The sequence below is a fragment of the Pseudomonas sp. MF08875 genome, assembly GCF_059862525.1.
In genome coordinates this window covers 1-12,651 of record NZ_JCBCUW010000029.1, presented here as the reverse complement: position 1 = coordinate 12,651, position 12,651 = coordinate 1, and the positions used below count along the sequence as shown (strand labels likewise).

Below are 12,651 nucleotides of genomic sequence, written 5' to 3'. Positions count from 1 at the left end.
AGTTGAAGATTGAGCCAGGCGCAATGCTAGCAGCTTGCCTAACCAGGCACCGTGTCGCCCTCGGTCAGCGCCAGCCGTCGGCTTTGCAGCCAAGGGCCGAATGCCTCGGCCAGCAGGGGCCGGGAGATCAGGTAGCCCTGGGCCACCTGGTAGCCCTGCTGCTGGAGCACCCGTTGTTGGGCTGCGGTTTCGACGCCTTCGGCCACCACACGCAACTTGAGGCTTTCGCCAATACGGATCACCGCTTCGCTGAGGGCCTGGCTGGTGGTGTCGTGCTCCAGGTCGTGGACGAAACTGCGGTCAAGCTTGAGCTCTTGAATCGGGATACGCCGCAAGTAGCTGAGGCTCGAATAGCCGGTGCCGAAATCGTCCATCGCCAGGCAAATGCCCATGGCGTGGACCTCATTGATGGTGGTGAGGGTATCGGGGTTGCTGTCCATCACCACGCTTTCGGTGATTTCCAGGGTCAGGTCGGCCACCGTGAGCCCATGCTGGGCGAGGATTTCGCCGATCAGCATGGGCAACTGCCGGTTGTGGAAGTTGGTCGGCGACAGGTTCACCGAGACACAGGGCACCGCCAACCCTTCGCGCCGCCAGGCCGCCAACTGCTGGCACGCCTCGCGCAGCGCCCACTGCCCGAACTCGCCGATCAACCCGCATTCTTCGGCCAGGGGGATAAAACAGGTGGGCGAGATATGCCCCAGTTGCGCGTGATGCCAGCGGGCCAGGGCTTCGACGCCGTACAGGGCCCCGGTGCGCAGGTCGATCTGGGGCTGATACATGAGGAAAAAGGTTTTCTGCTTGATGGCCTGGCGCAGCGCGGTTTCCAGGTTGAGCCGCCCCCGGGCGAGTTGGTCCAGCCCCTCGCTGAAAAAACTCACACTGCCGCGTGCGCGGGTCTTGGCCTGGAACATGGCCATATCCGCGCGATGCAAGAGCGTGGCCATGGTGCGCCCGTCCTCGGGAAACAGGCTGGCGCCGATGCTGGCCGAGGGGGTCAGCACCACGCCGGCGATCTGGCAAGGCGTCGCCAGGCTCTTGCGCAGCTCTTCGATCACCGCCACTGCCTGCTGTGGCCCGCACCGCGGGAGTACCAGCACAAACTCATCGCCCGATAACCGGCTGACAATGTCTACCTGGCGGCGCTGTTCGCTCAAACGCCGGGCGGTGATGCGCAGGAATTCATCCCCGGCCGCATGCCCCAGTGAATCGTTGACCTGCTTGAAGCGGTCCAGGTCCACGAACAGGACGGTCAGCTGCGTATGGTTGCGCCCCGCCTCGGCGATGGCCTGGTCGGCCCGGGCGTACAACAGGTTGCGATTGGGCAGGCCGGTCAATTCGTCGTAGAAGGCCAGTTGCCGGATGTGGGCGCGCGACTCTTCACGCTCCAGGGCCAAGGCACACAACTGAATGCTGGCGTTGACCAGCAAGCGATGCAGCTCGCTGGGCTCGCCGGGTTGCCGGTAATAGAAGGCAAAAGTGCCGAGCACGCGCCCCGAGCTGGATTTTATCGGCGTCGACCAACAGGCCCGTAACCCCAGCGGGAGGGCCAGGTCGCGGAAGTCTTCCCAGTTCGGGTGGCTGGCAATATCGCTGACCATCACGGCTTCGCCGCGAAATGCGGCGGCCCCGCACGAGCCAATGGCCGGACCAATGGCCAGCCCTTCCAAGGCCGCACCGTAACTGGCAGGCAGGCTCGGTGCCGCCAGGGTATGCAGCGCGCCCTGGGCATCGATACTGAGCACCGTGGCGATCACGTCCGGAGCGATGCGCTCGACCTCCCGGCACGCCAGGCTCATCAATGATTCCAGGCACGCCTCCTGGACCATGGCTTCGAGCATTTTGTGGCGCAAAACCTCGGGCATCCGCGAGTGGGTCACATCGTTGAGGACGCTGACGCTGTTAAGCAGCACACCCTGGGCATCGCACACCGGATGGGAGGTGACGTCGCACCACACCCGCGAACCGTCGAGGTGGTAGCCCACCACTTGGGATTGGTGGGATTGGCCACGGGTCAGGGCCTCATGCAGGGCGGTCTGCGCCAGCGGGTCGAGGTCCGGGGCAATCACCTGGCAGGGGCTTTTGCCGCGCACCTGCTCGGCCTCGTGGCCAAACAGGCGGGTAAAGCCCTCGTTGATGTAAACAATGCGAAATTGATTGTCGGTGAGGATGATGGCGTTTTGCGTGGTATCGACCACCAACGACAGCAGAAACAGCCTCTCGCGCTCCTCATGCTGGTCGGTGATGTCTTTGATAAACGCGGTATAGAGCTGTTGCCCGGGCGTCTCGACCTTGGAGATCGACATCGCGCCCCAGCGCCGCCCGCCGTCGTTGCGCTCGATCAGCACGACGCGGCTGGTGCCGACAATCCGGTTGATGCCCGTCACGCGGTTTTTGTCGATGTAGCTGTCGTGATCGGCGCGGATCAGTTGCGGCACCAACAGGCTGACGTTGTGGCCCAGCACCTCGTCGCGACGGTAGCCCCAGAGCTTTTCAGCAGCGGCGTTGAACAGAATGACCTGATTGCGCTGATCGATGACCACCACGCTATCAATGCTCTGCTCCAACGTCTGGATGAAGATGTGCGAGAGATCTTGGAGGTTCGACATGGGTGCGTCCTGCTGACAACTGTTGTTTTTATCTTTACGCCGGGCCCCATCCCCTGGGATTGCATACCGGTTGCACTGCCCTGTGTGGCAGCCGCCGGGTCAGGTCTTGAAATGCCTGACCATGGCGCTCAACTCCGACGCCAGGCGCGACAATTCGCCGCTGGCGGAACTGGTCTGGTGGGCCCCTTCGGCCGCCACGGTCGATAGCTCGCGGATGTTGAGCAGGTTGCGGTCCACCTCATGGGCAACCTTGGCCTGCTCCTCCGTGGCACTGGCGATCACTAGGTTGCGTTCGGTGATCTGGCTCACCGCCAGGAAGATTTCTTCCAGGCTCTGGCCCGCGGCTTCCGTGGCCAGCAACGTGGTGCCGGCGCGGCGGGTGCTGGCGTCCATGGCCTCCACGGCCTGGTGGGTGCCGGTCTGGATACCGGCAATCATCTGCTCGATTTCCTGGGTCGATTCCTGGGTGCGATAAGCCAGGGTGCGCACCTCGTCGGCCACCACCGCGAAACCACGTCCGGCATCGCCGGCACGGGCGGCCTCGATGGCGGCGTTGAGGGCCAGCAGGTTGGTTTGGTCGGAAATGCTGCGGATCACTTCCAGCACCCGGCCGATATCCCGGGTCTGGACCGCCAGGTCTTGCACCAGGTCGGAACTGGTCTTGATCTCGCGGCTCATGGCATCGACTTCGTCGAGGCTGGTTTGCACCTGGCGCCGGCTCTCCCCGGCCAATTGGTTGGTGGCGCTGGAGGCTTCGGAGGTCGAAACGGCATTACGCGCCACCTCCTCCACCGCCGCCGTCATCTGGGTCACGGCGGTGGCGGCCTGCTCCAGTTCGTTGTGCTGTTGGTGCAGGCCGCGATTGCTTTCCACCGTGACCCGGCTCAGTTGTTCGGCAGAGCTGGCCAACTGATGGGCGCAATGGCTGATTTGTTCGATGGTCTGGCGCTGGCTGGCCTGCATCTGCTGTAAGCCGTTGAACAGTTGGCCGATTTCATTGTTCGACTGGGCGTCGATGGGGTGGCGCAAATCCCCGGCGGCGATTTCCTCGAAATGGCGCCCGGCCTCGCGCAGCGGGCGCAGCACCCGGGTGGCGATAAACCACCAGCAACCGGCCGCCAGCAACCCGGCAATCAGCAGCAACACCACGGCCTGGACCTGGGCCACGCTGTAGCGCGTGTGCGCCTCGTCCATGATCGCGACGGTTTGCGCATCCAGGGCCTGCTCGAATGCCGTCAGGGCGGTGTCGAAGCTGTCGTTGGCGGCGCGGGCCTTGAGGTTGACCGCGATGTAGCGCTCCTCGGAGCCGTCCTTGAGGGCCTGCATCTGTTCATTCAGGGTGCTGCGATACACCGCAAAGGCCTGCTGCAGGGCGGCGATGTCTAGGGCCGACGGGTGCTTTTTTTCCTGGGCGCTGAACGCCTCGAAAAACACCAGCGCTTCCTCGAACAAGGTTTTGGCCCGCTGCAGGCTGGCGGCGGCCTTCTCGCTGTCGCCGGCGCGTGCCTCCAGGAAAGCACCCGCCATTCCCACCCGTGAGCGCAGCAAACGCAGGTAGGCCAGGTGCACCCGGCTGTTCTGGGTAACGCCGACCTCATGCAGGCGTTCGATCTGCGCATCGCTGTTCATGGAGCTGCGCCAACTGGTCAGGGAGGAAACCAGCAACGCGCAGACGAACAGCGCCAACACCCAGAGCATCCCTGTTCGTATCTTCAAATGGGTCAGCATGCAGATGAAATCCCATGGTCGAAAAGCTGGAGCCATTTAAAGGCCACTATCTAATATGTCGCCAATCCTACGGCTGTTTTTTGATCTGAATCAAATAAAGCATGACGCAAGGCATCAATACCATAGTCGTATTACATCATTCGTTTGAACGGAGTAAGCCCGGAAACTGTCGCTTAACGATAAGGATGATGACGCAAGAGGTTAAACACGCATGAAAGAACGCACGGTGGCACATAGAGTCGGGGCAACCATTGCGTTTCGCCGTAAGGCCAAGGGCCTGACACAGGCCTACATGGCCGAGGCCATTGGAGTGGAGAAGGAAACCATCAGCCGCATGGAAAACGGAGTGATCTCCATCTCCTTGACGCGCCTGCAACAGATGTCGGAAGTGCTGGAGTGTTCGCTGAGCGACCTGGTACGCGCCAGTGCCAATGATGCCCACAGCCACTCACAGAGCGTCAACGAACTGATTCAGAGCCTGCCCACCGAGGAACGGGTGATCGTGGTGAACCTGGTCACGGAAGTGGTCAAGGTGCTCAAGGCCAAGGGCCCGTCCCAACCCTCGTGAACCTGGCACCACCGCCGCGCAGTCGAACCGACGCCTCCCTACCCACCCCGCCCCCAAACCCAGCACCCACCGCTAGGGCGCCGCTCCAATGCCCCATCAGCGCTCGTGCAAGGCCTCGGCGCGGGCGCGGATGATTGGTTTGAGCAGGTAGCTCAAGACGCTTTTCTTGCCGGTGATGATGTCCACCGTGGCCACCATGCCGGGGATGATAATCAGCGGCTTGTCGTCAGTGCCCAGGTGGCTGCGCTCGGTGCGCAGGGTAATCATGTAGTAGGTGGTTTTCTTGTCTTCGTCGGTGATGGTGTCGGCGCCGATCTGCACCAACTTGGCCTTGAGGCCGCCGTAGATGGTGTAGTCGTAGGCGGTGAACTTCACGACCGCCTCTTGGCCCGGGTGCAGGAAGGCGATGTCCTGCGGGCGGATTTTCGCTTCCACCAGCAGGGTGTCGTCCAGGGGCACGATTTCCACCAGGTCGCTGCCCGGCTGAATCACGCCGCCGATGGTATTGACCAGCAGCTGCTTGACGATGCCGCGTACCGGCGAGGTCACCAGGGTTCGGCTGACGCGGTCCTCCAAAGCCTTGCCGGTGGCGCTGGCCTTGCTCAGGTCGGTGCGCGCCTCGTTGAGTTGGCCCAAGGCTTCGCTGCGAAACTTGCCGCGCGTTTCGTCGATCTTGCGCTGCACTTCCTTGATCGCCGATTCGGCGCGGGGGATCGCCAGGGTGGTGGCGTCCAACTGGCCACGGGTTTCGACTTCGGCGCGTTTGAGGCGCAGCACTTCCACCGGCGATACCGCGCCCTGAGCCACCAACGGCTCGGACATGTTGATTTCCTGGCGTTGCAGGTTCAGTTGCTGGCGGTATTGCGCCTGTTTGGAGCTGAACTCACGCAGCTCCTGCTGACGCTGGATCAACTGCTCCTGCAACCCGCCGACCTCGTCGAGCAGTTGCTGGCGGCGGCTTTCGTACAGGGATTTTTCGTTGTCGGCCTGCACCGGCACAGCTTTCATCACGTCTTCGGGGAAGCTCAGCGGGCGGTCCTCGACCTCCGCGCTCAGGCGCTCCACCCGCAGCAGCATGGCCAGGCGATCGGCCTCGGTCTCGCCGACGTTGGAGACGAACCGGGTGTCATCGAGGCGAATCAGCGGCGCGCCGGCTTCGACGATCTGCCCTTCCTTGACGAACAGCTCGGCGACGATGCCGCCCTCCAGGTTCTGGATTTTTTGCAGCTTGGACGAGGGAATCGCCTTGCCGTCGCCGCGGGTCACTTCGTCGATCACCGCGAAATTGGCCCACAGCAGCATGAACAGGAAGAAGCCGATGATGCCGTAGATGGTCAGGCGCACCACGCGCGGGGCGTCTTCGATCAACGCCTTGTTGACCTCCGGCAGCGGCTGGCCTTGCAGGGAATCGGAGCCTTTGAAGTAACGCAGAATCGAATCTTTCCAACCGGACTTAAGCAACACTGATCTGCCCCTTCTTCAACGCTTCCATCACAACGGCTTTAGGGCCGTCGGCGAGAATTTGCCCACGGTCGATCACCAACAGGCGATCGACCAGCGACAGCAGGGAGGCACGGTGCGTGACCAGCACCACGGTTTTGTTTTCCACCACCGCTTGCAGGCGTTGCTTCAAGCGTTCTTCGCCGGTGTTGTCCATGGCGCTGGTGGGTTCGTCGAGCAGCAGGATCGGCGGGTTGAGCAGCAACGCCCGGGCCAGGGCGACGTTTTGCCGCTGCCCGCCCGAGAGGTTCTGCCCGCGCTCGCCCACTTGCAGCTCGTAGCCCTGCGGGTGAAGGCGGGCGAATTCGTGCACGCCGGCCAGTTCGGCGGCTTGCAAGACGAGTTCGTCTTCTACATAGCGGGCGCCGGACACCAGGTTATCGCGCAGGGTGCCGGCCAGCAGTTGGATGTCTTGCGGCACGTAGCCGATGTTGTGGCGCAGCTCGCTGATGTCGATCTGGCGGATGTCCACGCCGTCCACCAGCAAAGCCCCATCGTCAGGCTGGTAAAGGCCCACCAGCAACTTGGCCAGGGAGCTTTTGCCCGAGCCGCTGCGGCCGATGATGCCGACTTTCTCGCCGGGCTTGATGACCAGGTTGATGTTCTTGAGCGCAGCGTTCTGCTGGTTCGGGTAGGTGAAGTTGAGCTGGCGGCATTCGATGGCGCCCTGCACCGTTTTGCGGCTCAGGGGGCGCTCTTCGAAATTGCGCTCCTGGGGCAGTTCCATCATCTGGTCGACCGAGACCATGGTCACCTTGGCCTGCTGGTAGCGGGTCAGCAGCCCGGACAGCGAGGCCAGCGGGCTCAGCGCCCGGCCACTAAGCATGTAGCAGGCGATCAGGCCGCCCATGCTGAGGTGGCCGTCGATGATCTGGTACACACCGAAGACGATCATGATGACGCCAGCCAGTTGCTGGATCAGCAGGGTGATGTTCATCGCCAGGCCCGAGAGCATCTTCACGCGCAATTCGAGGCGGCTGAGGGTGCCGATGGTCTGTTCCCACTGGTACTGGCGTTCGCTTTCGGCGTTGTTGACCTTTACCGCGTCCAGCCCGGCGAGGGTTTCGATCAGGCTCGACTGGCGCTCCGAGGCCAGGGCCATGGTGCGCTCCATAGTCGCCATCAGCGGTTTCTGCAAGGCGTAGCCGATGCCCAGGGCAATCGGGAAGGCCAGCACCGGAATCCACACCAAGTGCCCGCCGAGAATGCCGATGACCATGAAGATCAGCAGGGTGAACGGCAAATCGATCAGGCTGGCCAGGGTCAGCGAGGCGAGGAAGTCGCGCAGGCTCTGGAACTCATGGATGTTCTGGGCAAAGCTGCCGACCCGCGCCGGGCGGAACTTCATCGACATGCCGACGATGCGTTCAAACAGCGTGGCCGAGATAATCAGGTCGGTCTTCTTGCCCGCCAGGTCCAGGCACAGGCTGCGCAGGCTCTTGAGGATCAGGTCGAAGATATAGGCGCCGGTGATGCCGATGGCCAGCACCCACAGGGTCGCAGCGGCCTGGTTGGGCACCACGCGGTCGTAGACGTTCATCACGAACAGCGGGGCGGCCATGGCGATGACGTTAATCAGGAAACTGGCGGCGATCGCATCGGCATACAGCCAGCGCGAGCGCTTCAAGGTGTCGCGGAACCAAGAGCGCGCGCGCGGGATCAGCGTGCCGTGGTTCACGTCGAATTTGTGTTGGGGTTGGGCGAAGAACACTTGGCCGCTGTAGTCGTCAGCCAGTTTTTCGCGGTTGACGCTGACTTCGCCGCCATCGCTCTCGCTGAGCAGCAGGCGCGCATTGTCGCCGTCCCAGCCGACGAGCACGGCGCTGCGACCTTCCTTGAGCAACAGGAGGGCCGGCATGGCGATTTCGGGGATCTGCTCCAGCTTGCGTTGCAACACCCGCCCCTGCAGGCCGGCGCGGGCAGCTGCGCGGGGCAGCAACTCGACGCTCAGGCGCTGCGCGGGCAATGGCAGACCGGTGGTCAGCATCGCCGCGCTGGCAGGCTTCTGATGCAGTGTGCACAACGCCATCAGACCATCCAGTAACGGATCGTCGTGCAGCGTGCGTGGATCATGACTGAGATGAACTCGACTAACTTCTGATTCCACGCTGGACACTCTCTACCGATTGGACAATGAGGTTCTACTCAATTCATCCCAGGCAATTGCACCTTGGGCTTCACGTCGTTCTGTACGACGGAGGCCATCGGCGCGACCACTCCCTGGCTCTTGAGCAACTCGCCCATGGTCGCCTTGATTCGATATTGAGTAAATAACTGTGTGTTTTTGATTTCGGCCAAGCGGCGCGAAGCGGTGAACAGTTCGTTCTCACTATCGAGCAAGTCGAGCAGGGTTCGCTCACCGAGGCTGAACTGCTTCTGGTAAGCGGTGCGAACGCTTGTACTGTAGTCCACATACTGCTGGGCAATCGGCACCTGGGCGTTGGCGTTTTCCAGCGCGTTCCAGGCCAGGCCCAGCTCTTCGTTCAACACGCGCAAGGCGTTGTTGCGGATATCCAGGGCCTGGTTGGACTGGTAGGACTTCGATTCCAGGTCAGCCTTGTTGCTACCACCGGCGAACAGGTTGAAGCGCATGCGCAGCATGGCCTGCCATTCGTTGTTGTGCCCTTCGGTGCCGTCCAGGTTGTTGTCGGCGGTGCGGCCCAGCTCAGCGTCGAAGCGCGGGTAGAAGGTCGACTTGGCGGCTTCGTACTGCTTCTCGGCGGCGACGATGTCAGACTCGGCCGAGCGCAGGATCGGGCTGTTTTCCAGCATCTGGCGGCGGGCTTCATCCAGGTTCGCCGGCAGCAACGCCATGAACGGTGCCGGGCGCTCCAGCTGATCGGGCAACTGGCCGACTGCGCTCAGGTAGTTGGTCTGGGCATCGGCCAGGTTGGTCTGTTCGGTAATCAGGTTGTTGCGGGCCTGGGCCAGGCGCGCTTCGGCCTGGTCGAGGTCGGCGCGGCTGCCAACACCGCGCTGGGTGCGCAGCTTGATCTGGTCGTAGACGCGTTCGTGGTTGCTCAGGTTGTCTTCAGCCAGGCGCACGAATTCGCGGCGGGTCAGGACATCCAGGTAAACCTGGGCTACGGTCAAACCCGTACGTTCGGACGAACCGAGCAACGAGTAGGCGCGCGAGTTCACGTTGGCTTGTTGACGCCCCACTTCGCTGGACGTCGCAAAACCGTCAAAAACCATTTGCGACAGGCGCAGGCTCGACTCACTGCGGTTGAGCGTCTCCCAGTCGTTGCGCGGGCTACCGGCACGGGAACCCGGGCTGTCGGTGCCTTCGCGGCCATAACCGGCCAGCAGGTCAACCTTGGGCAGGTAGCCGCCCTTGGCTGCTTTCAACTGATAGTCAGCCGCCAGGCGACTGTTTACGCCAGCCTGGATTTCCGGGTGGACATCCAGCGCTTGCTGCATCGCTTGGGGCAGGCTTTGGGCCTGTACGAAGCCGGCTGCGAGGACGAACGGTATTGCCTTGAACAAGTGCGAACGCATGTTAAAGATTCCTAGGACTTTCTTGTCTCAAATCACAGCTCCATGGGGCGCTGTCTCGGAAAATAGCAACCGTAATGACCGTATGTCGGAAAGTTCAAAATCGGAACTGGATCACACACTGTAGGACAGGTCGCCGCGTAAATATCAATGTGACATTACTGGGGCGATTGTTTAGGATGGCACCCAGAAGGTCAATAGTTTGGCATAAAGTTAATTTCTAAAAAATATAGCCAAATAATTGACGAATAGAAGCGTCAAAACATTTTGAACTTACATCCAGTCTGATCGGGCCAATGCTCATCAGGCACATGGACGTCTACTGAACGGTACCTGGAGAATCTTCAATGAGCAGTGTTGTTGCCATCGTCAAAAGCATTGTTGGCCAAGTTTTCGTTGTGTCCCCCGAGGGCATTCGGCGTGTACTGATTGAAGGTGATCGCCTCTTTGCAGGCGACCAGGTAGACACCGGCCTGTCCGGTGCCGCCACGCTCGAGCTGGCCGACGGCCGCACCCTCGACCTGGGCCGTGACACCCAGTGGAGCGGCACCGCGCCGGACTCCACCACCGACCTGGCCCAGGCCACTGCGCAATCGGCGCCGTCAGTTGAAGAACTGCAGCAAGCCATCGTCGCGGGTGTCGACCCGACCACTGACCTGGAAGCCACCGCGGCCGGCAACACCGGCACGGGCAACAGCGGTGCGGCAGGCGGCGGCCACAGCTTCGTGGTGCTGGATGCCACCGCAGGCCGGGTTGACCCCACCATCGGCTTCCCTACCGAAGGCCTGGGTAACGGTGCAGCAGCGACCAACCAGATCCTCGGCGGCCAGCCCACCGACACCAGCAACACCCTGGTGCCGCGCGACTCGACCCTGACCCTCAGCGCCACGCCGACCATCACTGAAGCCGGTGGCGTACTCGTCTACACCGCCAACGTGACGCAGGCACCGACCACCAACTTGGTCATCACCCTGTCCAACGGCTCGGTCATCGTCATCCCGGCCGGCCAAACCACCGGCAGCGTCAATGTGCCGCTGGCGCCGAACGACAGCGTTTACATCGACCCGGGCCAGATCACCGTCACCGTGACCGGCACCACCGGCGGCGGCGGCCTGGTGCTGACCGTCGACCCGACACCGGCCGTGACCCAAGTCACCGACACCATCGACACCACCACCGTGACCCTGACGTCGAACCCTTCTATTACTGAAGGCGGCGCGATCACCTATACCGCGACCCTGACCAACCCGGCTCAGACGCCGGTCACCGTCACGCTGTCCAACGGCACCACCATCACCATCGACGCGGGCCAGACCACCGGCACCGTCAACGTGCCGACCGCGCCGAACGACGTCTACAACAACGGCAGCACCGTCACCACCACCATCACCGGTGCCACCGGCGGCAACTTCGAAAACCTGGTGCCCAACCCGACGCCAGCGGTGACCACCATCACCGACTCCAAAGACACCACCGGCCTGACCCTGACCGCCACCAATACCGTGGCCGAAGGCGGTTCGATCACCTACACCGCGACCCTGACCAACCCGGCCGGCACCGCGATGACCGTGACCCTGTCCAACGGCGCGGTCATCACCATCGAAGCGGGCCAAACCACCGGCACCGTAAGCTTCCCGACGCCGGCCAATGACGTCTACGTCAACGGCAGTACCGTCGAAACCACCATCACCGGCACCACCGGCGGCAACTTCGAAGACCTGGCGCCCAACCCGACCCCGGCGGTGACCACCATCACCGACACCCCAGACACCGTGACCGTCACCATCGAAGGCGCCGGCGATGTCCTGGAAAACGCCGCCCCGACCTTCACCATCAAAGTCGACCAAAAACTCGACCACGACCTCACCGTCAAACTGAGCAACGGCGAAAGCGTCGTCATCAAGGCCGGCGAAACCCAAACCACCTACACCCTGCCCGTGCAGGGCGACGACGTTTACAAAGACGGCGAAACCGTGGAACTGGGCATCACCGACGCCTCGGTAGACGGCAAGACCTTTGAAAACCTGGTGATCGGCGACAGCGCCGAGGTGCAGATCAACGACACCGAAACCGAAGTGGTTGCCACCCTGACTGTGGATAAAACCACCGTCACCGAAGGCGGCGACGTGACCTACACCGTCACGCTGACCAACAAAGCCGGCCTGCCGATGGAGAGCCACGGCCCGCTGACCTTCACCCTGAGCGACGGCACCAAAATTAACGTTAAGGCCGGCGAAACCACCGGCACTGCCGTGGTTCAAACCACCAATGACGTGTTCACCGGCGGCCAGCCAGCGCTGGTTAATAAGCTGGTAGGCGTTGAAGGCATGGGCGTGGAGCAGTTTGAAAAACTGACCCTCGATCCAAAAGAACACACCACCACCGTTACCGATCAGCCGACCGGCGAAGGTGACAAGGTGACTGTTTCGATCACTGGCGACGGTCCAGTCTTCGAGAACCAAGCACAGAAATTCACCGTTTCGGTCAGCCAAAAACTCGACCATGACCTCACCGTGACCCTCAAAAACGGCGCAGTCGTGGTTATCAAGGCTGGCGAGTTGAGCGTTCCTTACGAGCGCGCTGCTCAAGGCGACGACGTCTATAAAGACGGCGAAACCGTGCCCATGGGCATCGATACCGCCACCGTTGACGGCAAATCCTTCGAGAACCTAGTGATCGGCGGCGATGCTTCGGTAGTCGTGAACGACACCGAAACCGAAGTGGTCGCCACCCTGACTGTGGATAAAACCA

7 protein-coding genes are annotated in these 12,651 nt (G+C 62.1%); 2 read left to right on the top strand and 5 right to left on the bottom strand.

Features of this window, described 5'->3' with window-relative positions; all coding sequences use genetic code 11:
* Positions 1 to 38: 38 nt before the first annotated feature.
* Complete coding sequence (locus AC19YT_RS17465) at positions 39 to 2,609, bottom strand: EAL domain-containing protein (RefSeq protein WP_500610705.1); 2,571 nt, start codon at positions 2,607 to 2,609, stop codon at positions 39 to 41.
* Between the two features lie 99 nt (positions 2,610 to 2,708).
* Positions 2,709 to 4,337, bottom strand: coding sequence for a methyl-accepting chemotaxis protein (locus AC19YT_RS17460; protein ID WP_095108617.1), 1,629 nt, complete (start codon positions 4,335 to 4,337; stop codon positions 2,709 to 2,711).
* A gap of 211 nt (positions 4,338 to 4,548) precedes the next feature.
* Here AC19YT_RS17460 and AC19YT_RS17455 point away from each other — a divergent pair, with 211 nt between their 5' ends.
* Entirely contained in the window at positions 4,549 to 4,905 is a 357-nt protein-coding gene (locus AC19YT_RS17455; protein ID WP_095108616.1) for a helix-turn-helix domain-containing protein, read from the top strand.
* A 96-nt stretch (positions 4,906 to 5,001) separates the two neighbouring features.
* On the opposite strand, the gene AC19YT_RS17450 is transcribed toward AC19YT_RS17455, so the two are convergent.
* Genes AC19YT_RS17450 through AC19YT_RS17440 form a run of 3 tightly spaced genes read right to left on the bottom strand, consistent with a single transcriptional unit; the run spans position 5,002 to position 9,903 of the window.
* Entirely contained in the window at positions 5,002 to 6,369 is a 1,368-nt protein-coding gene (locus tag AC19YT_RS17450) for an HlyD family type I secretion periplasmic adaptor subunit (RefSeq protein WP_095108615.1), read from the bottom strand.
* Positions 6,359 to 8,512, bottom strand: coding sequence for a type I secretion system permease/ATPase (locus AC19YT_RS17445; RefSeq protein ID WP_500599494.1), 2,154 nt, complete (start codon positions 8,510 to 8,512; stop codon positions 6,359 to 6,361). The genes AC19YT_RS17450 and AC19YT_RS17445 overlap by 11 nt, the downstream gene beginning before the upstream one ends.
* A gap of 38 nt (positions 8,513 to 8,550) precedes the next feature.
* Positions 8,551 to 9,903 (bottom strand): TolC family outer membrane protein, encoded by a 1,353-nt coding sequence (locus tag AC19YT_RS17440; RefSeq protein WP_095108614.1) that lies wholly within the window; start codon positions 9,901 to 9,903, stop codon positions 8,551 to 8,553.
* Between the two features lie 344 nt (positions 9,904 to 10,247).
* Between AC19YT_RS17440 and AC19YT_RS17435 the strand changes: the two genes are divergently transcribed.
* The coding region (locus AC19YT_RS17435) for a retention module-containing protein (RefSeq protein ID WP_500610704.1) at positions 10,248 to 12,651 on the top strand (2,404 nt) is incomplete at its 3' end.